General features: G+C 71.4%; 21 protein-coding genes. 12 read left to right on the plus strand and 9 right to left on the minus strand.

What is annotated here, in order from left to right; translation table 11 throughout:
* The first annotated feature begins 13 nt into the window (after positions 1-13).
* From AB0I81_RS23430 to AB0I81_RS23465, 8 genes are all read left to right on the plus strand, one after another.
* Entirely contained in the window at positions 14-1,177 is a 1,164-nt protein-coding gene (locus tag AB0I81_RS23430) for a hypothetical protein (RefSeq protein WP_360659904.1), read from the plus strand.
* A complete protein-coding gene (gene mimD, locus AB0I81_RS23435) occupies positions 1,174-1,563 on the plus strand; it encodes a propane 2-monooxygenase effector subunit MimD (protein WP_360659906.1) in 390 nt (129 codons plus the stop codon). The genes AB0I81_RS23430 and mimD overlap by 4 nt, the downstream gene beginning before the upstream one ends.
* Positions 1,564-1,566: 3 nt before the next feature.
* Positions 1,567-2,595: an amidohydrolase family protein gene (locus AB0I81_RS23440; protein ID WP_360659908.1), complete on the plus strand. Its 1,029-nt coding sequence runs from the start codon at positions 1,567-1,569 to the stop codon at positions 2,593-2,595.
* Positions 2,596-2,603: 8 nt separating this feature from the next.
* Positions 2,604-3,311 (plus strand): iron-sulfur cluster assembly protein, encoded by a 708-nt coding sequence (locus tag AB0I81_RS23445; RefSeq protein WP_360659910.1) that lies wholly within the window; start codon positions 2,604-2,606, stop codon positions 3,309-3,311.
* Entirely contained in the window at positions 3,308-4,333 is a 1,026-nt protein-coding gene (locus tag AB0I81_RS23450) for an NAD(P)-dependent alcohol dehydrogenase (RefSeq protein WP_360659912.1), read from the plus strand. Before AB0I81_RS23445 ends, AB0I81_RS23450 begins: the two co-directional genes overlap by 4 nt.
* Before the next feature lie 9 nt (positions 4,334-4,342).
* The gene (gene groL / locus AB0I81_RS23455) at positions 4,343-6,034 is read left to right on the plus strand and encodes a chaperonin GroEL (protein ID WP_360659913.1); all 1,692 of its coding nucleotides are present in this window, start codon (positions 4,343-4,345) and stop codon (positions 6,032-6,034) included.
* Positions 6,035-6,124: 90 nt separating this feature from the next.
* The gene (locus AB0I81_RS23460) at positions 6,125-7,399 is read left to right on the plus strand and encodes an Nramp family divalent metal transporter (RefSeq protein WP_360659915.1); all 1,275 of its coding nucleotides are present in this window, start codon (positions 6,125-6,127) and stop codon (positions 7,397-7,399) included.
* Between the two features lie 100 nt (positions 7,400-7,499).
* On the plus strand, positions 7,500-9,662 hold the full coding sequence (locus AB0I81_RS23465) for a S8 family serine peptidase (protein WP_360659917.1): 2,163 nt from the start codon (positions 7,500-7,502) through the stop codon (positions 9,660-9,662).
* Between the two features lie 106 nt (positions 9,663-9,768).
* Here the strand turns inward: AB0I81_RS23465 and AB0I81_RS23470 are convergent, their stop codons facing one another.
* Together AB0I81_RS23470 and AB0I81_RS23475 are read right to left on the minus strand one after the other, a co-directional pair.
* On the minus strand, positions 9,769-10,710 hold the full coding sequence (locus AB0I81_RS23470; protein WP_360659919.1) for a hypothetical protein: 942 nt from the start codon (positions 10,708-10,710) through the stop codon (positions 9,769-9,771).
* A gap of 22 nt (positions 10,711-10,732) precedes the next feature.
* Complete coding sequence (locus AB0I81_RS23475; RefSeq protein WP_360659921.1) at positions 10,733-14,893, minus strand: AAA family ATPase; 4,161 nt, start codon at positions 14,891-14,893, stop codon at positions 10,733-10,735.
* A 497-nt stretch (positions 14,894-15,390) separates the two neighbouring features.
* Here AB0I81_RS23475 and AB0I81_RS23480 point away from each other — a divergent pair, with 497 nt between their 5' ends.
* A complete protein-coding gene (locus tag AB0I81_RS23480) occupies positions 15,391-16,311 on the plus strand; it encodes a hypothetical protein (RefSeq protein WP_360659923.1) in 921 nt (306 codons plus the stop codon).
* A gap of 194 nt (positions 16,312-16,505) precedes the next feature.
* Complete coding sequence (locus AB0I81_RS23485) at positions 16,506-16,994, plus strand: hypothetical protein (RefSeq protein ID WP_360659925.1); 489 nt, start codon at positions 16,506-16,508, stop codon at positions 16,992-16,994.
* Positions 16,995-17,337: 343 nt separating this feature from the next.
* Here AB0I81_RS23485 and AB0I81_RS23490 read toward each other — a convergent pair whose 3' ends face one another.
* From AB0I81_RS23490 to AB0I81_RS23505, 4 genes are all read right to left on the minus strand, one after another.
* The gene (locus tag AB0I81_RS23490) at positions 17,338-18,552 is read right to left on the minus strand and encodes an SGNH/GDSL hydrolase family protein (RefSeq protein ID WP_360659927.1); all 1,215 of its coding nucleotides are present in this window, start codon (positions 18,550-18,552) and stop codon (positions 17,338-17,340) included.
* Between the two features lie 76 nt (positions 18,553-18,628).
* Positions 18,629-20,155: an FAD-dependent oxidoreductase gene (locus AB0I81_RS23495; RefSeq protein ID WP_360659929.1), complete on the minus strand. Its 1,527-nt coding sequence runs from the start codon at positions 20,153-20,155 to the stop codon at positions 18,629-18,631.
* 59 nt (positions 20,156-20,214) lie between these two features.
* Positions 20,215-20,913, minus strand: coding sequence for a TetR/AcrR family transcriptional regulator C-terminal domain-containing protein (locus AB0I81_RS23500; protein WP_360659931.1), 699 nt, complete (start codon positions 20,911-20,913; stop codon positions 20,215-20,217).
* Positions 20,914-21,007: 94 nt separating this feature from the next.
* Complete coding sequence (locus AB0I81_RS23505) at positions 21,008-21,868, minus strand: LLM class F420-dependent oxidoreductase (protein WP_360659933.1); 861 nt, start codon at positions 21,866-21,868, stop codon at positions 21,008-21,010.
* A gap of 143 nt (positions 21,869-22,011) precedes the next feature.
* On the opposite strand from AB0I81_RS23505, the gene AB0I81_RS23510 reads away from it, so the two are divergent.
* Positions 22,012-22,629 (plus strand): TetR family transcriptional regulator, encoded by a 618-nt coding sequence (locus tag AB0I81_RS23510; protein ID WP_360659934.1) that lies wholly within the window; start codon positions 22,012-22,014, stop codon positions 22,627-22,629.
* 213 nt (positions 22,630-22,842) lie between these two features.
* On the opposite strand, the gene AB0I81_RS23515 is transcribed toward AB0I81_RS23510, so the two are convergent.
* Positions 22,843-23,529: a TetR/AcrR family transcriptional regulator gene (locus tag AB0I81_RS23515; RefSeq protein WP_360659936.1), complete on the minus strand. Its 687-nt coding sequence runs from the start codon at positions 23,527-23,529 to the stop codon at positions 22,843-22,845.
* Between the two features lie 152 nt (positions 23,530-23,681).
* Between AB0I81_RS23515 and AB0I81_RS23520 the strand changes: the two genes are divergently transcribed.
* Complete coding sequence (locus AB0I81_RS23520; protein ID WP_360660710.1) at positions 23,682-23,945, plus strand: RidA family protein; 264 nt, start codon at positions 23,682-23,684, stop codon at positions 23,943-23,945.
* A gap of 105 nt (positions 23,946-24,050) precedes the next feature.
* On the opposite strand, the gene AB0I81_RS23525 is transcribed toward AB0I81_RS23520, so the two are convergent.
* Together AB0I81_RS23525 and AB0I81_RS23530 are read right to left on the minus strand one after the other, a co-directional pair.
* Positions 24,051-24,533 carry a carboxymuconolactone decarboxylase family protein gene (locus tag AB0I81_RS23525; RefSeq protein ID WP_360659938.1) on the minus strand — a complete coding sequence of 161 codons (483 nt, stop codon included), beginning with the start codon at positions 24,531-24,533 and terminating at the stop codon, positions 24,051-24,053.
* Between the two features lie 83 nt (positions 24,534-24,616).
* The gene (locus AB0I81_RS23530) at positions 24,617-24,928 is read right to left on the minus strand and encodes a hypothetical protein (RefSeq protein WP_360659940.1); all 312 of its coding nucleotides are present in this window, start codon (positions 24,926-24,928) and stop codon (positions 24,617-24,619) included.
* Between the last annotated feature and the right edge of the window lie 3 nt (positions 24,929-24,931).

Genomic DNA, 24,931 nt, shown 5'->3' on the forward strand with positions numbered 1-24,931 from the left:
GGGGACAAACCTTATGACAACCCCGCGAAGCGTACCGAAGCCGGTCTTCACCGACGCCGAGGCCGGCGCCAAGGAGTTCCCGGATTCGACCGCGCGCCAGTTCTCCTACTACACGCCGCAGAAACGCAAGCGCACCCACTACGAGGACGTGACCGTCGAGGTCCAGCCGGACCCCCGGCACTACCTGAGCCAGGGCTGGCTGTACGGCTTCTCCGACGGCCGCGGCGGCTACCCCCTGGACTGGACCGCGCTCAAGGCGTGGGGCCAGGACCGGCCCGAGCCCGAGCGGGGACCCGGGTCCGGCGGAAAGGGCTACGACTGGCCGGCGCACGGCTGGCACGAGTTCCGCGACCCCAACCAGGAGTGGGAGCTGTCCCTCTACCGCTACAACTCCAACGTGGTGCGCCAGGTCGGCCAGAACATCGAGGCGGCCAGGCAGGCCAAGGCGTTCGAGCAGTGGAACCCCAACTGGGTGCGCTTCGTGGAGAGCCACGTCGGCGCGTGGATGCACGTGGACCATGGGCTCGGCCTCTACCTGTTCGCCAACGCCAACCGCCGCGCGCCCACCAACATGCACAACAATGCGATCTCGGTCAACAGCATGCACCGGATCAGGGCGGCCCAGGACCTCGCCCTGTACAACCTGACGCTGAGCGAGGAGATCGACGCCTTCGACGGCGCCGCGCACCTGGAGGCGTGGAACAACGAGCCGGCCTGGCAGGGCGTACGGGAGACCGCCGAGCGGCTCACCGCCGTGGACGACTGGTGCGAGGCCGTGTTCGCCGCCAACATCGTCTTCGAGCCGCTGGTCGGCGAGCTGTTCCGGAGCCACCTGGTGCAGCAGGCCGCGCCGCGCAACGGCGACTTCGTCACGCCCACGATCGTCGGCGCAGAGGAGTACGACTACGCCGAGCGGGACCTGCGCTACACGAAGGTCATGTTCGCCCTGCTGACCGGCGACCGCGAGTTCGCCCGCCACAACACCACGATCATGCGGGAGTGGCTGTCGATCTGGGTGCCGCACGCCATCACGGCCGCCCGCACCCTGCAGCCGCTGTGGTCGCAGCCCGACGCGAAGGCGCCCCGCTTCGAGGACGGCCTCGACCGGGCCAAGAGCCGCTTCACCGGCATCCTGTCCGAGCTGCACCTGGAGACCCCGAAGGAGCTGACGCAGTGACCGCGTACAAGACGACGTTCAAGACGGCCGAGAGCCCCTTCAAGTCCGACAACACCTCGTCGAACAGGTGCGGTTTCACGCTGATGAACAACCAGGTCGGCGTGGTGGTGGCCGAGGTCATGAGCAGGAAGCCCGACGTGGTGGTGACGCCGCTGCCGTCGATGATCCGGGTCGACGCGCTGCGCCGGATGGACGTCGTCTACGACGAGATCTCCGAGGCGCTCGGCGAGGAGCCCGGCTACTTCGACAGCGCCGAGTTCGAGGAGAACATGTCCACCCACTACGGCCGGATGATCCACGAGGACGACCGGACCATCATGTTCGCCAACCCCGAGGACGCGGCCGAGTACCTCGGCTTCGACCTGACCGTCACGCCGAGGAGGTGAACCGTGTACGAGAAGGACGGCGAGAAGTACTTCGTGGTCGACGGCCACATGCACTACTGGAACGCCGCGCCGGACAACTGGGTGCCGGGCGCCGAGCGGTACGCCAAGGGCTGGATCGAATGCTTCCACGCCTACCAGGGGCTGGCGCCGCCCGAGACCCACTGGCCGATGGAGAAGTTCCAGAAGTACTCCGAACAGGACCTGATGACCGACCTCTTCCGGGACGGGCACGTGGACGTGGCCGTCTTCCAGCCGACGTACCTGACGGAGTGGTACAAGGAGGGCTTCAACACCACCGAGCGCAACGCGGCGCTCGGCGAGAAGCACCCCGGCAGGTTCATCGTCAACACCCGCTGGGACCCGCGCGACGGCGAGGACGGGCTCAAGACGCTCGCCCACAACGTCGAGCGGTACGGCTGCAAGGGCGTCAAGCTCTACACCGCCGAGTGGCGCGACGGCTCGCGCGGCTGGACGCTGAAGGACCCGGCGGCCTACCGCTACCTGGAGGCGTGCGGCGAGCTCGGGATCGTCAACATCCACGTGCACAAAGGCCCCACCATCTGGCCGCTGGACAAGGACGCGTTCGACGTCTCCGACATCGACCACGCGGCGACCGACTTCCCCGACCTGAACTTTATCGTCGAGCACGTCGGGCTGCCGCGCATCGAGGACTTCTGCTTCATGGCCACCCAGGAGCCCAACGTGTACGCGGGGCTGTCGGTCGTCATCGGCGGCCTCATGCACGCCCGCCCGAAGTTCTTCGCCAAGGTGATGGGCGAGCTGCTGTTCTGGGTCGGCGAGGACAAGATGACCTTCGGCAGCGACTACGGCATCTGGGAGCCCAGGTGGCAGATCGAGGGCTTCGTGGACTGGGACTACCCGGGCGAGGAGTTCTCCGACTACCCGCGGGTCACCACCGCGACGAAGAAGAAGATCCTCGGGCTGAACGCGGCCAGGCTCTACGGCATCGACGTGCCGGCCGAGCTCCGGCTCGACGCCCCGCGGGACGTCCCGCCGCTTGCGCCGGCATGAGCGGCGGCATGAGTACCGGGACGAACGTCGCGATCGACGGGTCGCGGATCCTCGCCGCGCTGGCGAAGGTCCGCGACCCGGAGCTGGACGAGCCGATCACCGCGCTCGGGTTCGTCGCGTCGTGCGCCGTGTCCGCCGACGGGCACGCCACGGTACGCCTGCGGCTGCCGACGTACTTCTGCGCGCCCAACTTCGCCTTCCTCATGGTCGCCGACGCGCACGACGCGGTGTCCGCATTGGAGGGCGTACGCCATGCCGAGGTGGTCCTCGTGGACCACTTCGCGGCCGAGGCCATCAACGGCGGGGTGGCCGCGCGGGCCGGGTTCGAGCGGTCCTTCCCCGGCGAGGCGACCGGGGAGCTCGACCGGCTGCGCGCGGACTTCCTGCGCAGGGCGGTGCTGGCCGGCACCGACCAGGTGTGCCGCGCCCTGCCCGACATCGGGGTCGCGGCCGGGCTGAGGCTCGGCGACGTGCCGGCCTCCCGCGAGCTCGACCGGCTGCGCGAGCGGCGCGCCGAGCTGGGCCTGCCCGCCGGGGACGACGCCCCGCTGCTGATCGACCCGGAGACGGGCGCCCCGATCGGCCCGGACCGGGCCGCCCCGCATCTGCGCAGGGCGCGCACCATGCGGGTCGGCATCGAGGCCAACACCGGCATCTGCCGCGGCATGCTGCGGCACCGCTACCAGGACGAGGGAGAAGGCGAGGAGGAGCGATGAAGGCCGTCCGGCTGCACGACTACCATCGGATGCCCGTGGTCGAGGAGGTGCCAGAGCCGACCGTCGAAGGCCCGCTCGACGTCGTGGTACGCATCGGCGGCGCCGGGGTGTGCCGTACCGACCTGCACGTCATCGAGGGCCAGTGGGCCGAGACGACGGGCGTCCCGCTGCCCTACACGCTCGGCCACGAGAACGCCGGCTGGGTGCACGAGGTCGGCTCCGCCGTCACCACCGTGCGGCCGGGCGACCCGGTCATCCTGCACCCGACGCCCACCTGCGGGTTGTGCCGCGCCTGCCGGATCGGGCAGGACATGCACTGCGCCGCCAGTGCCTTCCCGGGGCTGTCCCGCGACGGCGGCATGGCCGGGCTCCTGCTCACCTCGGAGCGGGCCTGCGTCAAGCTCGGCCCGCGGACCAGGCCGGAGGACGTCGCCGCGCTGGCCGACGCCGGCATCACCGCCTACCACGCGGTCCGCAAGGCGATCCCGCTGCTGTACCCCGGCACGACCTGCGTCGTCATCGGCGCGGGCGGGCTCGGCCACATCGGCATCCAGTGCCTGGCCGCGCTCACCGCGACCAGGATCGTCGTCGTCGACCGCAACCCCGACGCGCTCAAGCTCGCCGAGCAACTCGGCGCGCACAACGGCGTCGTCGCCGACGGCAGGCAGGTCGAGGCGGTCATGGACCTCACGGACGCCCGTGGCGCCGAGGTGGTGCTCGACTTCGTCGCCGAGCAGGGCGCCGAGCAGGACGGGTTCGCGATGACCGCGCGCGCCGGCTCGTACTTCGTCATCGGGTACGGCGGCACCGTGCGCATCCCGACGCTCGACATCATCTCCACCGAGCGCAACGTGGTGGGCAACATCGTCGGCACCTACAACGACCTCGCCGAGCTGATGGTGCTGGCCCAGGCCGGCAAGGTCACCCTGCACACCAGGACGTACCCGCTGGAGGCCGCGGCGGAGGCCCTGCGGGACCTCGACGCGGGCCGGGTCCGCGGCCGCGCCATCCTCATCCCGTAAGGAGCACCGATGGCCAAGGAACTGCGCTTCGGCCCGCAGGCGCGCACCCTGCTGCAGAGCGGCGTCGACCAGCTCGCCGAGGCGGTGAAGTCGACGCTCGGGCCCAAGGGACGCAACGTCATCCTGGAGAAGCTGACCGGCTCGCCGGTGGTCACCAACGACGGCGTGACGATCGCGCGGGAGATCCACCTCAAGGACCAGTTCGAGAACATGGGCGCCCAACTCGTCAAGGAAGCGGCCATCAAGACCAACGACATCGTCGGCGACGGCACCACCACGGCCACCGTGCTGGCCCAGGCGATCGTCAGGGAGGGCATGGCGGCGATCGGCGCCGGCGCCAACCCGGTGCTCGTCAAGCGGGGCATCGACCTGGCCGTCGGACGGCTCGTCGAGCGCCTGGCCGCCGTCGCCCATCCGGTGAGCACCGAGCGGGACCTCGCGCGGGTGGCCGCGATCTCGGCCAACGACGACGACACGGTCGGCGCGGTGATCGCCAAGGCGCTGGGCACCGTCGGCGACGGCGGCATCGTCACCGTCGAGGAGTCGGCGCGGCACGGCATGAGCGTGGAGTTCGTCGAGGGCTTCGAGTTCGACAACGGCTACCTGTCGCCGTACATGGTGACCGATCCGGCGAGCCTGGAGGCGGTCGTCGCCGACCCGTACATCCTGCTGTGCAGCGAGAAGATCACGAAGGTGCAGGAGCTGATGCCGCTCCTCGACAAGATCATGCGGGCGCCGCGGCCGCTGGTCATCGTCGCCGAGTCGGTCGAGGGCACGGCGCTGGGCATGCTGGTCCACAACCACGTCAACGGGATCTTCCGGTGCGTCGCCGTACGGGCGCCGGGGTTCGGCGACAGGCGGCTGCACAAGCTGGAGGACATCGCCGCGATCACCGGCGGCGCCGTGTACAGCCGGCACTCCGGCTTCACCCTGGAGACCATGACCGTCGACCAGCTCGGCACCGCGGCCCAGGTGCGGGTCACCGCCGACCGTACCGCCCTCATCGGGGGCGGCGGCGCGCCCGAGGCGGTGGAGTTCCGTCTCACCCAGCTGCGCGCCGAGTTCGGGCGGGCCACGTTCGGCGTGGACGAGGACGTGCTCACCGAGCGGATCGGGGCGCTGTCGGGCAAGGTCGCCGTCATCCGGGTGGGCGCGCCCACCAACGCCGAGCTCAAGGAGCTGCAACATCGGGTCGAGGACGCCCTGTCGGCGACCCGCGCGGCGATGGCCGAGGGCGTCGTGGCCGGCGGCGGCGCGGCGCTGCTGCACGCCGCGTCCGCGCTGGAGGACCTGGAGGCCAAGGACGACTACGCCACCGGTGTGGAGATCGTGCGCCGGGCGCTGCCCGAGCCCGCGTACCTCATCGCCGCCAACGCCGGCTTCTCCGGCCCCGAGGTGGTCGCGCGGACCGAGCGGCTGGGCCCCGACGAGGGGTTCGACGCGCTGCGTGAACGGTTCGGCGACATGATCGAGATGGGCATCGTGGACCCGCTGCGGGTCGCCCGCTCCGCGCTGCAGAACGGTGCCTCGGTGGCCGGCCTGCTGCTGACGACGAACACGCTCGTCGCCGAGGAGCAGACGCCGTGGGGCGGCAGCCGCGCGCTCATGACCGAGTTCGGCCCGCTCGACGAGGGCCTGAACCAGCCGTCGCCCGATTCGAGCACCCCGCAGTCACTCGGCCTCGGGCCATCGGTCGGGTGAGGCATGGGCTCGGTAACCCCCGGCGGCGAGGCATGAGCTCATTAACCACCGGCGGTGAGACATGGGCTCATTAACCACCGGCGGTGAGACATGGGCTCAGTGACCACCGGCCCTTCACACAGTCACAGCAGTTCCCTGCGTCTCCTGCGCTCGCGCGGCCGGGTACGCGGCCCCGTGGCGCTGATGGGCCCGGCCTTCGTCGCGGCGGTCGCCTACATCGACCCGGGCAACTTCGCCACGAACTTCACCGCCGGCGCGAAGTTCGGCTACACCCTGGTCTGGGTGATCGTGGTCGCCAACCTGATGGCCATGCTGGTGCAGTACCTGTCGGCGAAGGCCGGCGTGGCCACCGGGCGCGACCTGCCGGAGTTGTGCCGCGAGCACTTCCCGCGGCCGGTGTCGCGCGGGTTGTGGGTGCAGGCGGAGATCATCGCGATGGCGACGGACCTGGCCGAGTTCGTCGGCGCGGCCGTCGGCCTGAACCTGCTGTTCGGGGTGCCGCTGTTCGCGGCCGGGCTGATCACCGCCGTCGTCGCGTTCGCGATCCTGGCCCTGGAGCAGCGCGGCTACCGGCGCTTCGAGCTGGCCATCACCGGCCTGCTGCTCATCGTGTTCCTCGGCTTCCTGTACGACCTGGCCGTCGTGGGGGCCGACCCGGCGGCCGTCGCGGGCGGCCTGCTGCCCGGCCTCGCCGGCGACGAGAGCCTGCTGCTGGTGGCGGGCATCATCGGCGCCACGGTCATGCCGCACGTCGTCTACCTGCACTCCGCGCTGACGAAGGCGCGGGTGACCTGCCGCGACGACGCCGAACGCCGTGAGCTGCTCCGCTTCCAGCGGCTCGACGTGGTGATCGGCCTCGGCACCGCCGGGCTGATCAACCTGTCGATGCTGGTGATCGCCGCGTCCCTGTTCAACGGGCGGGGCCGCGCCGACATCGACTCGATCGAGGCCGCGCACGCCGGCCTCGGCCAGCTGGTCGGCGGGGCGGCGGCCCTCGCGTTCGCGGTGGCGCTGCTCGCCTCGGGACTGTCGTCGTCGAGCGTCGGCACCTACGCCGGACAGGTGGTCATGCAGGGCTTCATCCGCCGGAGCATCCCGCTGTTCCTGCGGCGGGGCCTGACGATGCTCCCGGCGCTGGTGGTGCTCGGGCTGGGCCTGCCGGCCACGGACAGCCTGGTGGTCTCGCAGGTCGTGCTGTCGTTCGGCATCCCGTTCGCGCTGGTGCCGCTGCTGATGCTGACCCGCCGCCCCGACATCATGGGCTCATTCGTCAACCACCGGATCACGAACGTGACGGCCGGCGCCATCGCAGCCATGATCATCTTCTTGAACGTGTACCTGCTCTACGTCACCTTCCTGACCTGATGAACCCCACAGGGGGTGTCAGGAGGTTGTGACTGGATCGTCCGGCCCGGACGGCTCATCCTCTATCCGGGCCCATCGGACTCACCCCAAGGGAGCAGGAATGCCGAACCAGGTGAGCGTCAACATCAGGGCGGAGCAACTGCTCCGGCCCGGCACCCCCCTCACCGTCACCACGACGGAGCCGATGGCGGCGTCGGCGGCGCAGGCATCGATCGGGATCCGCGGCCACCGGGTCCGGGTCGAACTGGCCGACGAGGGCCGTACGGCGGTGGTGGTCCCGCTCGGGGACCTTCCCCAGGGGCGGCACCATCTGGTGGTCGGCGAGGTCCTCGACAGCACGTTCAACCGCATGGGGGAGCCGTTCGAGGTGCCGTTCCTCGTGGCGGGCACGAGGGCGCGGATCCCCGAACATCTCAAGGTGGAGGCGTTCGCCAGGATCTGGCTGAGGGGACTGGAGACCAGGAGGCTGCCGCTCTCCCGGAGCGGGCGCGGACGGTACATCGACGTGTTCAAGGCCCTCGACACCACGACGGACACGCCGGTGGAACTCGCCTTCGACAGGTTCGGCCGGAAGGTGCGGGCGGACAGGGAACTGGCCAGGGTGGCCCGGCGCAGGGCCCGCCGTTACGGGAAGATCCACGAGGCGCTGGACCGGCGGATGCGGGAGAAGGGCCGCATCCCGGTCGCGTTCTGGACCCAGGTGCCAGCCGGGCTCGCCGACTACGTCAAGCCGGACGGGGAGGATCGCGCGGCCGAGGGACCCTACCCTCACGAGCAACGCCTGGACGAGGAGGTAGAGCGCCTCACCGAGCGGCTCCTCCGGGCCGTCAGGAGGTACGACCGCGAGGCGACACCGGACGACGTCGCCCCCGTCGTCTACGCCGTCCTGGACCCGGCCGCCATCCGCAAGCTGGTACGGCGCGACGTGGTGACCGCCGCGTACCTGTACGAGACCGACGGCGTGCCCGACCTGGACATCTCCATGCAGCTGGCCGGCACCGACGTGGCGCACACCCAGCTGAACCGCACCGGGGGCGGCGTCGGGGTCGCGGTGTGGGAATCCGGGCCCGACGAGGACAAGTACCTGGACATCGCGGGCGCCTACCTGCACACCCCTCCGGACCGGTCCGACCACGCCAGGCTCACCCACGCCATCATCAAGAACACCGAGCCCGACAGGCCCCACGGCCACGCGCCCGGCTGCAGCCTGTACTCCGCCAACGACTACAGCCTGCGCGCGCTGTGCTGGGCGGTACGCAGGAAGGGGTGCACGGTCGTGAACCAGAGTTTCCACCTGCCCGCCGCGACCGACCTCGGTCGCCCGGGCCACGAGGATCTCTACAAGGACTACCTGGTGTTGCGCCGGCCGTACCCGACGATCGTGCAGGCGGCGGGCAACTACGAGGAGGCCGAGGCCGAGGCCGACCCCATCGAGGACGAGTACGTCAACCACAAGGGGTACAACGGCTTGACCATCGGCAACCACGACGACACGGCCACGGCGATGGCGGGCAACTCGGTCTTCAACAACCCCCTGTCGCCCCACGCGGACCGGGAGCTGCCGGAACTGTCGGCCAACGGCATCGGCGTCACCGCGCTGAACGTCACGCTGACCGGCACCAGCTTCGCCGCCCCGGCGGTGGCCGGTTGCGCGGCGCTGCTGCAGGACGAGGACGGCGTGCTGCGATCCTGGCCGGAAGGCTGCAGGGCGATCCTCCTGGCGGGCGCCGACCGCAACCCGTCCGGGGGCGCCTGGCAGGACGACCTGGCCGCGCACGTGGACGCCTCCGACGGCGTGGGCGCGCTCAACGGCTACAACAGCCTGGAGATCGCGCAGGTGCGGCGCTCGTCCGGCGCGGGCGCCTCGGCGCGTGGCTGGGACGTGGGCACCCTGCGCACCCAGGACTTCGGCGCGAACGGCACGGCCGGCCTCGCCTACCGCGTGCAGGTGCCGGCCGGCCTGCTCGCGCCCCGGGTGCGGGCCGCCCTGGCCTGGGACGGCAGGCCGCAGGTCGTCGGCGACAGGCTGACCGCGCACCTGGCGGTGGATCTGGACCTGCTGGTCTTCGACCAGGACGGTGAGCTGGTGTGCGCCAGCTGCTCCTGGGACAACAGCTACGAGCTCGTGGAGTTCCTCGGCGTGCCGGGGCAGGTGTACGACCTCCGGATCAGGCGCTTCTCCGGCCGGGCGACCACCTGGTACGGCGTGGCGTGGACCGTCAAGGGCGAAACGATCCGGTGGCTCCAGCGCCCGCCCAGGTGAACGCCGCGCCGGTGGCCCCAGCGCCCGCCGGGCGAACGCCGCGCGGATACCTCCGCCCTGCTGCCAGGTGAACGTCGCGCTCACCTGGCCGACCGGGGCTGCTTCGCTATGGGCTCTTGTGCCAGGGGCCGTAGCCGTTCTTTTTCCCGAGATACTTGATGCGCCACCAGCGGCCGTCCGCCAGCGCCTTGACGTCATAGGAGCCCCCCGATTGGCCGGGTGACGCCGACGTCTTCCACCTCCTCCCCGCGCGGATGCGGCCGGGGACGCCGCGGGCCGTACGCCCGGGCTGGGACTCGCTCCGGGACCGGCGTACCTGGATCTTCCCCTTGGCCGCTCCGGCGGCGGTCGTGATGTAGATGCGATGCCGGTAGAGATTGCCCGCCGCGTCGTCGACGTCGTAGTCGGTGAACGTGTTACCGGTGCCGCTGGCGACCGCGACCCGCACGTGTATGACGTTCGGCGCGCTGGGGCCGGCCTGGCGCGTGATGCGCAGCGTGGCACGCAGGTCGCCCTCGAAGTCCGGGTAGACCTCTGCCTCGAACCGGCCCTTCCCGTCGGCGACGACGAGGTCGAGCTCGAACTCCTCCGTTCCGCCCGTCTCGTCGCAGAAGATCGAGACCGTCTGGTGGCCGAACGGCTTCCACTGGCCGCCCTCCTGGAACTGGACCTCGCCCTCCAGCATCACCGGGTCGCCGCGCTGGATCGTGGTGGTCGTGGTGGCCTTGAAGCCGGTGATCCGGACGGGGTACCGCGCCCGGCTCCACAACACCTCGAATTCCTGCTCGCCTTCCGCGCCGTCCGCCTGCACCAGCAGGAGCCACACCCCCGTGGTGTCCGCGAACGAGAACGGGCGAGCCGCCTTCCACCGGCCCGGCGCGCCGTCCGGCTGGAAGGCGAGTGGCTGCGGCGGCTGATTGTCGTCCGGTGAGATCATTTCGCCGCGAAGGTTGTTGAGTCCCGTGCCCTCGACGACGAAGGTGACCTGCTTGACGATGTCGTCCACCTCGACGATCGCCGGTGTGACGGTGATCTTGTCGATGGCCATGATGTGTCCTCCTTTGGGGGTTTCAGCAGACATCCGTGTAGTCCGCTTCGACGATGAGCCGTTTCCACGCGTCCTCGCTCAGGCCGCCGCTGATCCGGCGGCACAGCTCGGCCGCGGCGCGGGCGGCCGCGATGGGCAGGACGCGTACCACGCCGTCCGTTCCCGCGCTGTGCAGCGTGCCGCCGTCCGGCGCGAACGCCATGGCCAGCAGGTCGCCGGCGTGCTGCGGGATGGGCGCTCCGAGCAGGCGGCCGTCGGCCACGTGCCACAACCAGACCCGGCCACTGGCGCCGCCCGCCGCCAGAAGTCGCCCGTCGGGGCTGAAGACGGCGGCGTTGAACTGCTCGATCTCGTCGCCCGGCGGGCGCAGCGTGCCCGTCCGCGTCAGCGTGCGCGTATTCCACAGGTCGAGGTCGGAGCCGGGACCGCCGGCGACGATGCTCCGGCCGTCGGGGCTGACGGCCAGGGCCCGCCCGCCTTCCCCGCCCCTGCCGAACAGCAGGCGGTGCGGGGTGTCCGTGGCCAGGTCCAGTACGCCGTTGTGCACGGGGTCGTTGACGACGAGCAGGCGGTCGTCGCGGCTGAAGGCCAGTTGCGAACCGCCGGCCTGGTCGAGCGTGCGCACGAACCGCCCATCGCCGGCGTCGAAGAGCTGCACCTTCCCGTGGTCGGCGCCGTCGAAGGGGGTCACGGCCAGTCGCGTGCCGGCGGTGTTGTACACCAGGCCGCCCGCCGAGACGGCGTTCCTGACCCGCAGCGTGTGCCTCGGCAACCCGGTGGCGACGTCATAAATGATCACCTCCGGCCTGCCGGACAGGGCGACCGCCACCGTGCGACCGTCCGGGGCGAACGCCGCCGGTCCGGCCGATCCGGGAACGTCAAGCTGCCGGCGGGGCCGGGCGAGCTCGGCCGAGGCGCCGAGCAGCAGGACCGTACGGGCCTGCCGGTCGATCCCCGCCATCCGCACCCCGGCGACCAGCGGGGTCGGCTTGGTGAGCCCGCCGATGTCGAGCCGGACGACCTCGCCGTTCTCCCTGAGGTAGGTGAGCGTGCCCGCGCCGAGCCGTGGCCCGCCGGCCAGGTCGAAGACCTGGCGTACCAGCACCTGGTCCCCGTCGCGGCGCCACAACCGCACGGCCCTGCCGTCGTAGGTGGCCACGAAACGGCCGTCGCCGCTGAACGTGACGGCTTCGGCGGCCTCCACGGGGAGCACCCGCTCCTCCCAGCGGTGCCGGGCCAGGTCCCAGAACCGCACCTGACGGTCCGCGCCCACCGCCAGGGTCGAGCCGTCGGCGGAGAAGGCGGCGGCCCCGCCGCCGTCGGGGAGCGGCCCCAGCTCGCGCGGCACGGCGCCGGGACGATCCGTCAGCAGGTACGAGCCCAGGTCCTGGGCGCTCACCCGTAGGCGGCCGTCGCCGGAGACCTCCAGCAGCGCCAGGTCCGCCTTGCTCTTCCACAGCCGCCTGGGCCGTCCCGACACCTGCCACACCTGCCCGCGGCCGAACCGTTCGACGACGAGGACGTCCCCGCCCGCCCGGAAGCCGATCCGCTCCGCGCCGCCCGGCCCGAACACGCCGGAGGCGGGCTTCCCCGTGCGCAGGTCCCAGAGCCGGACAGAACGGGCCGAGCCGACCGCCAGCCTGTCCCCGCCGGGGCTCAGCGCGATCGCCGTCACCCCGGGACCCACCTCGGGCTCGGCGCCCTGGATCCGACGCTCACCGGCCACGTCCCAGCGCGACAGCCTGCCCCCGCTCACCACCGCCAGGATCGATCCGTCCCGGCTGAGGGCGTACACCTCGTCGGAGCTGTTGGCGCGGGGCGGCAGCACGTGCGCCTCCCGCTGCGCCAGGGAGCCGTAGAGCGCGCTGAGGGCCTCCAGGTCCCCGGGGGCGCGGCGCCAGGCCGCCACGCTCATGAGCAGCGCCCGCATCGGGTCGGTCGCGCGCAGCAACTCGGCGCGGGCCGCCGCCTGGCGGGAGAGCCGCAACTGGTTCTGGTACGCGGCCGACAGGCTTCGCTCCACGGCGAACCCGCCCGCCACCAGAGTGATCGCCAGCAGGACGGCCAGGGAACCGCGCGTGCGGTGGCGGTTGCGCCGGCGGCGCCGCTCCGCGTCCTCCGACGCGGCCAGGAACGCCGCCGGAAGCTCCGGCAGCGCGGGATAATGTCCGGAATGCACGCTCCAGCGGGACGACGCGGACAGCACCGCGGCGAGCTGGGTGCCCCGATAAAGGAATGACGGGTCGTGCTCGCGGGAGCGCCATTGCGCGGCGTCGTCCAGGAGCTGGGTGTACAGGACGCGGTCGCCCTCCTCCTCGCGCAGCCAGCCCCGCAGGCGCGGCCAGGCATGCAGCAGCACGTCGTGGGCGAGTTCCGCGCTGTCGTCGTGCAGGATGACCAGCCGCCGGGCGGCGAGCGTGCCGAGCACGGCGTCCACCCCGTCCGCCAGGCGCAGATCGGCCAGCCGGGCCCGCCGGCGCACGACCCGCCCCTGCCGGTTGACGGACGTGAGCCGGACGAGCACCTCGCGGGCCAGCTCGCGTTCCCGCTCGCCGAGGGCGTGATAGGCGGCGTCGCCGCTGTTCTGCACGGCCCGGCCGACACCGCCGCACAGGCCGTACGCCCGCGTCGTCAGGCGATCGCCCTCCCGGCTCTGCCAGGTCATCAGCATCGCCTGGGACAACAGCGGCAGCGCCCCCACCTCGTGCGCGCCGCCCGCGCCGGACGGGCGGAGGTCGCTGATGACGGTGTCCACGAGCCCCGCCTCCAGTTCCAGCCCCGCGGACTCGGCCGGGCCGCAGACGGCGCGCCGCAGCTCGGACTCCGTCATGGGGCCGACCAGGAACTGTCCCTCCTGCAGCGCGCGCGCCAGCCGCGGATGGGCGGCACAACGATCCCAGTAGTCGCCTCGCACGCCGAGCACAACGAGCGCCGCGGGCTCGCCGCCCGCCGGCGGGCGGGCGGCCATCGACGCCAGCGCCGTCACGAACGGCTCCGCCCACATCCCGTCCCCCAGCGCGAAGAGCTCCTCGAACTGGTCCACGACGAGCACCAGCCGCCCACCACCGGGGGCGCCCGCCATCAACAGCGCCTGCCGGGCGGCCAGATACGCCTCCTCCGGGTCTCCGGCCAGCCCTCTCCGCACCGCCATCGCGTCCATCCCGCCGACCGTCGCCAGGTGCGCGGCCAGTTCGTCCAGCGGGCTCGCGGTGGGCGTGAGCAGGACGCGCGGCCAGTGTTGCGACCCCGGCAGCAGTGCTCCCAGCGCCAGCGCGGGCAGCAGGCCCGCCCGCAGCAGCGACGACTTGCCCGTGCCCGAGGCGCCCGTGACCACCACCATGCCGGCTGTGTCCAGCGCCTCGGCCACCTTGCCGACCAGCTCGGCGGTGAGCCGTTCCCGCCCGTAGAAGACCTCGGCGTGCTCCTGCTCGAACGGCCACAACCCCCGGTACGGGCAGTCGTCCGTCCAGCGTGCCGCCCCGGTCCCACCGGCGCGGGCGGTCCGCGTGCGCCGCTCGATGACGGAGACCTTCTCGTCGATCAGCCGCAGGCTCAGCGCCTGGCCGCGGAGCCGTTCCCGGTCGGCCCGGTGCTCGGCGTCCTGCCGTGCCAACGTGCGCTGGATGTCCGAGGTGGCCTCGCGGACGGCGTGGATGACGAACGCGAACTCGCCGAACTCCAGCCCCAGCGCCGTGAGCTGCTCGGCCAGCCGGTCCCGGAGCTCCTCGTCGCCAGTCTCGATGGCCGCCTCGACCGCCGTACGCACCGCGCCGATCTCCCGCAGCAGGCCGGCCATCTCGGCGCGCAACACCGCCGCCCGCGCCTGCTCACCGGCAAGAATCTCCTCCAGCCGCCCGGCCAGCTCCCCTTCCAGCCGATCCGCCGGAACGGAGCCATCGCTGTCGCCGCGCAGCCTGGCTACGGCCCTCATGACGACCTCGGTCAGCACGTTGGCGCCCACGGAGCCGAGCACATTGACGGCGTTCGCGGCCATCGAGGTCGTCCCGATGGCGGCGGCGACGGGCGCCAGGGCGGATGCGCACAACAGAGCGGTGAAGGCCGCCGGGGACAGGCGCAACAGCGTCCGGCCCGCGCGGCGCGCGTCGCTGGCGACGCGCCGGCGGATGCCGTCCCTCATCCGCCGTACCTGGTCGTCTCCGCGTTCCCGGTCCGTCGCTGCCAACGCGCCTGACGCCTCCGTCTGCCGCCCACGTCGCGCCCCTGATGAGGGCGCTGCTCCATCCGGAGGTTAGGAAGACGGGGTCGTACCGGCCTCGGGTGGCGCCTCAGGGATTTCCCTCGCCTCGTACGGGACCGTCCCCGGTGCGGTGACACCCCGGCCCCGCCACGAGGAGCCGGTCAGCACGCCCGGGACGAACCCGAGGCTGGCCCCGCGAGCACCGCACACCTGCGTCAGGAGCTCCCGGGGGTATCCCTGAGCCGCCCCCTGAGGCGTCGGTGAAAGCGCGGTTCCTACTCTGCGAGGTGGCACGGCAGCGCACATACGGGACACAGCAGACGACAAAGGCGAATGGCCCACCGCAGCGGCTCGCCGACACCGGCAGGTTCGCGACCGTGCCCCACCTCGTCACGGCGGGCCGGGCTTGTTACGGGGGCCGGACTCCGGCCCGGTGCGCGAACAAGATCCTCAGCTCGCTCCTCATACGGAAAGGAAAACAAATGCTCAAAGTAGAGGCAGACATCTTCTCCGGCCGGTCGAACCCGGAATGGGTTCTGGACGAGACGGAATCGTTCGACGTGTTACGCGCCGTGGCCAACCGCCGGGGCGTCGTCGCCGAGCTCGACTCCGGGCGGCAGGGCCTCGGCTTCCGCGGCCTCACGCTCTCGGTCATGGACGACTCCGCCGGAGAGCGGTACGACCTGCCCACCCGGTTCCGGATCGCGGGCGGCGGTTCGGCCGACGAGGCGCACGGCTTCGAGATCGCCGAACGCCTGATCGCCGGCATGCCGGTCGATGACCAGGCCGAGGCCGCCGAGTCCGTGATGAGCGCCGGCGTCCGTGACCTGCTGCGCGACCAACTCGCCAATCCGCCGTTCGCCTCGGCGCCACAGGAACGGTCCGGCCCGCTGTACACGAGGGACGAGCCGGGCACCGGCGACCCGGAGGCCGGTGGCGTCTCCGCCGCCGCGGCGTGCGCGTACTGGGCGACCGCCTTCAACCCGGGGTTCTGGAACGACGACTCGTACGTGCGCCAGAACAACAACTGCTACAACTACGCCGTCAACCGGCGCACCAACACCTTCGCCCAGCCCGGCCGGGCCAGCGGTTTCACCGCGGCCATGTCGTGCCCGAGCGTGCGGCAGGGCGCCCTGCTGGACGGCGCACACCAGTGGGGCCACTGCTTTCCCGGCGGCACCGGCGGTATCTGGGTCATGGCCCTCGTGGTGGCGCCCGGATTCGACTACCACTGGTACCGGTACAGCGCCGAGGGTTTCTGGGGCCACAAGCCCGGCGGGACCGCGGCCAAGAACACCGACAACAACGGCGCCTTGATCACCAACCCGTCTACGGCGGCTCGGGGGCCGTACACGAACTTCTGCGGCTATTTCCAGGCCGCCTACACGATGCGCATCTCCTGATCGGAGGTTGTCCATGCCACGATCGAACGCGTTGGTCGACGAGATCCGCGACATCGGCCGGCCCACCGCGAGCACTCTGGCGCCGGCCCCTGAACCGGACGACGACGGCCGCTGAAACCGGGGGCAGCCGCCCACCGCACGCGGGGGCGGCGCCTTCGCCTGATCCGAGTGAAGGGGGTGTGATGGACTGCTTCATGATCCGCCGGACACGCAGATCGGTGGTGGTGGGGGTGGCGCTGCTGTTGTGCGCGGCGGTCGCCGCAGGCGCCTGCTCTCGACCGGACGGCGGCGACGGCACACCTGGTCCGTCGGCTTCCGAGATCAAGGAGACCGAGATGCTCGTCGAAGTGGACCTGTACAGCGGCCGGCCAAATCCCACGTTCGTCCTGGGAGAGGATGAGACCGGTGAGTTCCGGCGCCGCGTCGGCGCGCTGCCGGTCGCGCCCGGATCGCCCTCGCCACGCGAGGGCCTGGGATATCGCGGTCTCACCGTGAGCTCCGGTCCGGGAGCGCAGCCGGAAGCGATGATCTCGGACGGCACGGTGGTGGTGCACCGGGCGGACGGCACCGAGCAGTGGCTGGCCGACCGTGGCCGCGCCCTTGAGCGGTGGCTGCTCGAGACCGGAGCCGCGACCCTGCCGGCCGAGGTGATGGCCGTCGTCCGTGAGGATCTCGGGCGCTGAACGACTCTCGGACCGTGACCGGCACGGGTGCCTCGGCGAGTGAGGCGGCGGTTGGCGATCAAGGTGACCGTCGGGTGGCAGGAGAAAGCCAAGGGTGGCTCAGCGCGCGGCGCATGTGCTGGTGTCGTCCGCCGCGCACTCGAGCACGGGCTGGGTGGGGTGGCCTGCGGGTCGGTGGGCGTGGGGCACGGGGTGGGCGTGTCATCCGGGTTTGGGGTTGGCGTCGGTGATGGCGGTGGTGTTGGCGCGCATTCCGGGCCGGTTGGCTGGTTGAACGCCTTTCCGGTGCCAGGATCACGCTCGGCGATCTTCCTTCGCCACGGTAGGCCGCCTCGCCGAGGGATCAGCCGAAGAGGGACAGGTCGATGGATTCCGCGAGGGCGGCATAGCCCGAGTCGTTGCCGTGGAGGTTGTCGCCCATGTGCAGGTCAGGGCGGATGCGGCTGGGATCGGCGGGGTCGCGCCAGACGGCATCGAAGTCGAGCACTCCGTCAAAGGCGTCGCTCGTACGGATCCACGCGTTGACCTGCTCGCGCGCCTTGTCGCCCTCGGGCGTGTACATTTCCGAGCCACCGTAGGGGGCGATGGTCGCCGCATACGCCTTCGCGCCGTGCGCGCGGGCGCGGGCCGCCAACTGGAGGTGAGCGGCGATGACGTCGTCCACGCCCACGGGCTCGCCGGGGAACATCGCGAGGAATCCGGCGGTCTCCGCGGTGCGCGGAGCGTAGGAGAAGACCAGGTCGTTGCCCACGGCAATTATCACGTGGCCCAGGCCCGGCGTGGCGAGGACGTCGCGGTCGAAGCGGGCGAGGGCGGCGGTGCCGACGCCGTCGGTGAGCAGGCGGTTGCCGCCGATGCCCTGGTTGATCACACAGCGGGTCCGTCCGTTGCGGGCTGCCAGACGTTCGGCGAGCAGGTCGGTCCAGCGCCGGTCGGCGCCGGGGGTGGAGCCGATGCCGTCGACGCGGGAGTCGCCGATCACGGCGATGGCCTTGGCCGGTGTGTCGGGCTGCACTTCCACGGCCGAGATCAGGGCTTGTGCCGGCAAGGGGGTGGCGTCCGCGGGGAGCGACGCGAGAGCGGTCGCGTCGCCGGGGATGCGCCAGCCGAGTGCGTGGAAGGTCCCGTGACAGGTCGGGGTGTCGACTCGTCCGGGCAGGTAGAGGCTGATGACCAGCCGTGACAACGCGGCGGCGCGCAGGTCGACGGGGTCGCTGAGGATCGGCGCGCCCGCCGGGACGGTGGCGGTCGGCCGGCCGCCGAAGGTCACCGCATGGCCGCTGCCGCCCGCGTCCCCGCCGTCGGTGTCCGCGATGGCCACTCGGGCGGCGCCGATGGCCAGCGGTGCGGTTCCGTACTCGTTGCTGATACGGACGCGTACGCGGCGTCCGCCGCCACTGATGCGGACGATCTGCCGCAGCGTCGCGTTCTCGAAGGGTTCGATGAAGCTGACGGAGTTGTCCGGCGCCTGGGGGGAGGCGCCCCAGGTGCGAACCCAGGCGATCGCGTTCGGGTCGCTGCCTTCCGGGCCGGAGGGGGTGTTGATGGCTCTGTTCATGATCGTTGTCCTTTGGTTGTCGGGTGTCACGGCTGGTACTTGAGGCCGGCGCGCCCGCCGGGACTGGCCGGTGCCTTCAGTTTTCGGGAGTGCCGAACCACCGGGCGGCGGCCTGTTGGAACGCGTCGCGATCGGGAGTGCCGCCACTCGCCCAGGCCACGACACCGTCAGGCCGGACCAGTACGGCCGCCAGCCCGAGGTTGTCCCGCGCCGGGCCGGCCGCGTACCGGATCCGGCCCTCCCATCTCCGGGCCGCCTCCCGCAGCGCGCCGTCAGCGGTGAAGTCGAGCGCGATCCCCTGCCCCTGCCGCAGCAGTTCGCCGAGGTGGGTGCCGTCCTCCGCGAAATGGAAGTCCGGGGCGCTGCGGCCGATGAGCGGGTGCTCACCTCCCAGGTCGTAGTGGTGGAACAGGCCCGATGTGCTGCGGTAGACGTGCGTGGTCCCGTCAGGGGTGCTCATCAGGTCGCCGACCAACCGGCGCAGTGCGGGCGCGTGGGGGCCCGGCCTCATGGTGGCCACCTGGGCGCGCGACCAGTCGAGTACGCCGGCGCCGACGGGGTGACGCTCGCCGGTGTAGCTGTCGAGCAGGTCCTCGGGCGCGTGCCCGCGCACGGTCGCGGCGAGCTTCCAGCCCAGGTTCATGGCGTCACCGATGCCGAGATTGAGCCCCTGCCCGCCCAGCGGCGAGTGGATGTGCGCGGCGTCACCGGCGAGCAGCACGCGCCCCTTGCGGTACGTCGTCGCCTGCATCGCCCGGTCGGTGAAGCTGGAGGCGAGATGAACCTCCTCCAGCGTCACGTCGGTGCCGGAGACGCGGCGCAGCACCGTCTGGAGGTGGTCGCGGGTCAGCGGCCGGGAGCGGTCGAAGGCGCCGCCGTCGAAGTCCATCATGCCCAGATGCCCCTCAAGAGGCGTACGCAGGTACATGCCGTTCGCCGTCAGATTGAACCCGAGGGGCAACCGGCCGGGGTCGGCGAAGGTGACCTTGGCGACGTAGCCGGTGAGCAACGGCTCGGTGCCGACGAAGTCGAAGCCGGCGAGCCGGCGAACCGCGCTGTGCCCGCCATCGCACCCGACCAGCCAGCGTGCCCGGTACCGCCGCCCGCCCGCCGTGGCGGCGACGCCCTCGCCGTCCTGGCTCACGGCGGTCACGGGAACGCCCCGGACGATCTCCACGCCGAGCGCGGAGGCCTGCTCGGCCAGCACCGCCGTGACCGCTTCCAGGCTCGTCATGAAGCCTTCCATCGCCGGGCCGGGCAGCCGGAACGGCAGCGAGGCCGTGTCGATGCCGGCCGGATCGAGCGTCATGCCCGCGAAATGGCTCAGCTCACGGGGGGCGGGTGCCTCGATCGCCTCGGGGTCCGCGCCGAGCCTCTCCGCGTTGACGCCGGACGCCTTCGCCACCGTTTCCAGCAGCCCGCGGCGGTAGAACGTCTCGGCGGACCCGGCGTTCAGGCCCCTCAATCCGAGCGGGAACGCCTTCAACGGCGGGGCGGGATCCCGGTCGCGCTCAAGGACGAGGACGGAACAGCCGGACAGGGCCAGCTCGTTGGCCAGGAACAGGCCGACCGGGCCGGCGCCCGCGACTACTACGTGGTGCATGTGAGTTTCCCCCTGATACCAGTACGTGGTCCTGCCCGGGCCGGATTCGGCGGGGTGGGTCAGCGCAGGCGGGTGAGGCCGTCGAGGATGACGGCGATGCCGGTGAGGAACTGCTCGCGGTCGTCGTGCGCTCTCATCTGGCCGACGATGGCGTGCATGAACGGGTAGTCCTCGGGGTCGAGTTCCCGCCACGCCGCCGAGGCCGCGTCGAAGAACTCCTCACGGTCCGCGTCCGGGTCGACGCCCGAGGTGTCGCCCTCGATGCGGGCGTTCTGGCTGACCGCGCCGAGGATGTAGTGCACGAGCGTGGAGGCCGCGTCGAACCAGCGTGCCTGCGGTACGCCCAGAGCGCCCACCTGCCGGCCGATCCGCTCGAAGATCCCCACCGTCACCGGTCCCACCGGGTTGCGGATGATCTGGAGCGTCAGCCGCGTGGCGAGCCACCGGTGCTCCGCGATCGCATCGAACAGGGCCAGCGCGACGACGCGGATCTCGTCCGCCGGCGCCGCTTCCGCCCGGGCGGGCTTCGTCGCCAGGGCGGCCATGACGACCGTCTCGGTCGCCGTGTCCAGGAGATCGTCCCGCTTGCCCACGTGATACGAGATCGCACCGGACCCGGTGGACAGGCGCTCGGTCAGCGCCCGGACGGTCAGCGCGCCCTCGCCGCCCGCATCGAGCAGCTCGATGGCGGACTCGATGATCTGCTCCCGGGACAGCACCTGATTACGTCGCTCAGACCGGCGTGCTCGCGTCGTCATGCGTTCATGATGGCACATTTGGTACGGCGTGCCAACTTGGAGCGCCGTACCAAATGGTTTATGCCCTAACCCACCGAAGCCAAGACCTGGGCGGCTAGCGCAGAGCGGAGCCCAGGCGGCGCCATTGCTCACGCGGGAAGGCATCCTGGTCCGCCGTGAGCACCTGCACGGTGACATGATCGGCGCCGGCGGCCAGGTGCTCGTTCACCCTGCTCCTGATCGCCTCCTCATCTCCCCACGCGATCAGCGCGTCGAACAGGCGGTCGCTCACCGACGTCAGGTCCTCCTGGGAGAATCCGAGCCGCAGCAGGCTGTTGGCGTAGTTCGGGAGCGCCAGGTAACCCCGTAGCCACTCGGTCCCGATCGCGTGCGCCTCCTCCGCTCCGGAGCAGAGGATCACCGTCTGCTCCGGCAGCACGAGCGGCCCCGCGCCCAGGGCCTCGCGGGCGATGCGGGTGTGCTCGGGCGTGACCAGGTAGGGGTGAACTCCCCGCGTCCGCTTGCCCGCCAGTTCGAGCATCTTGGGGCCGAGCGCGGCCAGGACTCGTCCTTCGGCCGGTACGGGTGGGTCTGCCGCGTCGAGGCCGTCGAGGAACGCCGCCATCGCCGCCAACGGCCGCCGGTAACGGCCGGCTTCCGCGGCGTCGACCAAGGGGGCGTGACTCACCCCGATGCCCATGAGGAACCGGTCGCCGTGGGCGGCCGACAGCGACGCGTACGACGCGGCGGCCTCGGCGGGGGCGTGCATCCACAGGTTCAGGATCCCGGTCGCGACGACCGTCTCGCGGGTCGCCGCCAGCAGATTGCCGACGGCGTCGAACACGGGGCCTCCGATGTCCGGAATCCACAACGCGCTGAAGCCCAGCTCCTCAAGCTCCGCAGCCGCCTCGGCGGACTCGACGGGGTCCCCGTAACGCAACTGGGTGCTCCACACGCCCACGCCAGAAAGATCCATTGAATCCTCGTTCCTCGATGCCGGCGAAACCGCGCCGCTCCGGCTCGATCACCGGAGCGGTCGTCGTCACCCTACGCTGAAAGCGAGACTCAGTACTGCTTTTGACACGGTGGTCTCAGCGAGGCACGGAGTACAGTACCGAGATGACGATCGACGACTCGCCGGGGCCCGGACTGCGTGAACGCACCCGCCGTACCGTACGGGCCGAGTTGGTGACCGTCGCGATAGACCTGTTCGCCCGCAAGGGCTACGACGCCACGACGATCGACGAGATCGCGGCGGCGGCCGGGATGTCCCGCAGCAGCTTCTTCCGCTACTTCGCCTCGAAGGAAGACGTGGTGCTCGGCCACCTGGACGTTCTCGGCGACGCGCTCACCGAGGCCCTGGCACGCAGACCCGCGGACGAGGACGCCTGGACCGCGCTGCGCCACGCCTTCGACGTGCTGCTCACCCACCAGGAGCGTGACCGGCAGGGCAGCCTCGCGCTGCGGCACATGCTCGACGGGAATTCCGCGCTACGGGCCTGCAACCTGGAGAAACAGTGCAGGTGGCACGATCGGCTCATCCCACACATCATCGCCCGCCTCGACCCAGCCGCCGGCACCTCAGCCGTTGCCGACGCCCGCCCGGCCGCCGTCATCGGTGCCGCGTTGGCATGCCTGGAGGCGGCGAACCGGGCGTGGCTGGCAGCGGACGGCCGAGCACCCCTCGGCGAACTTCTCGACGACGCCATGCGCACGGTCCACCCCGGCGCCTTCTGACCCAGCGGCGAATCCACGTCGCCCGCGCATCATCGGCGCCCTGGCACTGGACCCGCGCCTCGATGGCGCGGCGCAGTGGACGGTCGGAGTCGACCATCGGCCCGATCTTGCGGGCCTTCGACCTCAAGCCGCACCGCACGAGCCCCGGAGGGCGACACTCCTCGGCCGCGAGCCCCGTGCCGCCGCTGACAGGCTCGCCTCGGGGGTGTTCGGCTAAGAAGCCGATCTTGCCGGCGGGGGCGGGTCGGTGAGGCCCGTGAGGAGCAGGTTCAGGCCGTGGGTGAAGTGGCCGTCGAAGTCGGTGCCGGTCAGGGTGGGTTCGGCGGCGGCCAGGTTCGGGTAGACGTGCGGGTCCAGGGCCGTGTGCAGCATGAGCAGCGCGCCGGGTAGGTCGGAGCCGGTGAGTTCGCGGGCGGCCTGCTCCTCCAGCGTGTGCCCGACGGTGAAGTTGATGATCGTGAACATGGTCCGGGTGGCCGCCTCGGCGGGCAGGCCCGTTTCGAGCAGCACGCCCACCAGGGTGTCGGCGAAGCCCAGCGTGTTGGGGCCGACGGAGTGGGTGCCGGCGTAGACGCGGGCGCCGTCGCGGCGGGACAGGAGCGCCGTACGCAGGCGACCGGCCAGCACGGCGAGTTGTTCCCGCCAGGTGAGGCCGTCGGGGAGCGGGTCCCCACACCCGGCCAGCAGTTCCTCCGCCATGGCGGCGAGCAGCGCCTGCTTGGTGGCGAAATGCCGGTAGAGCGTGCCCGCCTGTACGTCGAGCGCCGTGGCCAGGTGGCGCGTGGTCAGCGCGTCGAGGCCCTCCTCATCCACCAGGCGCAGAGCGGTGGTGACCGCTTCCGGCACGGCCATCTTGCGGGGGCGGCCCCGGCCGCGCTGTGCGGTTGACGACGTTCCCATGCCTGGTGATACTAGTGAACGTCTTTTTATGAACAATGTTCATTTAATCGAGGAGGGGGCAAACCTTGCACGCTGACGTGATCGTGGCGGGCGCAGGTCCCACTGGGCTGGTGTTCCTGTCGGGGCAGGTCGCCTAGGATGAGGCCGGCCGGATCCGCGGCGACGACCACGCCACGCAGGCCGAGCACATCGCGGCCGCCATCGACCTCGCGCCGGCCGCCGCCGGGACCGGGCGCGAGCACATCGACAAAGAGACGATCTACGTGGTCGGCTACCGCCCGGAAGTGCTGCCCGCCATCCTCGCCCCGCTTCGCCAAGGCGTCACGTCCTGCCCGGCCAGCACCCTCGTGGAGGTGGTCTCCTTGGCCGCGCCCGGCCTGCTGGTCGAGGTCGAGGTGATCGCGGCACTCCCCTGACGGCGGGACCAGGGTTGGATCTCCGGCCGGCCACCTCACGCGGCTCCGGTCGCCCGGCAGGGCGAGGTACGGGGTGCCGCGTCCTCGCCCTGCCGGTTTCAGGTGTTACGCCCTCCACTGCTCCGTAGGCGACACACCCGGCAGCGGCTTGCCGATGAGGGCCAGGGGGAGGAAGAAGCAGACCTGGCCGATGGCCATGATGAGCGTGGTGAGCGCCTTGTTGTCGTACTGCCCGGACGCCCTCGCGTACAGCTCGTCGGGGACGCGCTCACCGGACGGGTTCGGGGTGAGCACGGATTCGACCAGTTCCAACGCGACGCGTTCGGCATCGGTGAAGTACGGCGCGTCCCGCCAGGAGGCCACGGCGGTGATGCTCTCCTCGCTGACGCCGGCCTTGCGGAGGTTGCCGGTGTGCAGGACGGTCAGGTACGTGTTGCCGACGATCTGACCGGCACGCAACTGGACCAGGCCGATGGTGGCCTGGGGGATCGTGCCGTTCCCGGTCGCCCTGTACAGGGCACCGCCGATGTCCTTGAGTTCGGGGACGAGTGCGGCGGGGTTGGGCAGACGGGACTCGGTGGTGGTCATGATGGTGGTGTTCCCTTCAAGGTGGTGAATGGTGGATCGCTGCTCTGACGGATCGCAGGGCACGAAGGTGACCGGTTAGGCGGTCAGTTGCTGCCGAGGGTCTCCGGCGTGGGCTCGCCGTCCCGGTTCGAGGGGCGCAGGCGGAGGACGGCGGTGACGATCGCGGCCGGGTAGAAGCCGCCCGCGCCGAGCATGCCGGTGGTGTAACCGCTGGTGAGCGCGCCGCGCAGCGGGGCGAAGGTGGTGAGCACCCAGTCCAGGCCGGTCTCGGGGACGCCGAGCCCGGTTCCGATGACGGGCAGGCCCACGGTCACGATGGTGCCGTCCACCACCATCAGCAGTTGCGCGGCCGCGATCAGCAACAAGGCCAGGCGGGTTCCGGCGTGAGAGGTCATGGC

Origin of the sequence: Nonomuraea sp. NPDC050404, from assembly GCF_040655495.1 — a bacterium.
Classification (GTDB): Bacteria; Actinomycetota; Actinomycetes; order Streptosporangiales; family Streptosporangiaceae; genus Nonomuraea.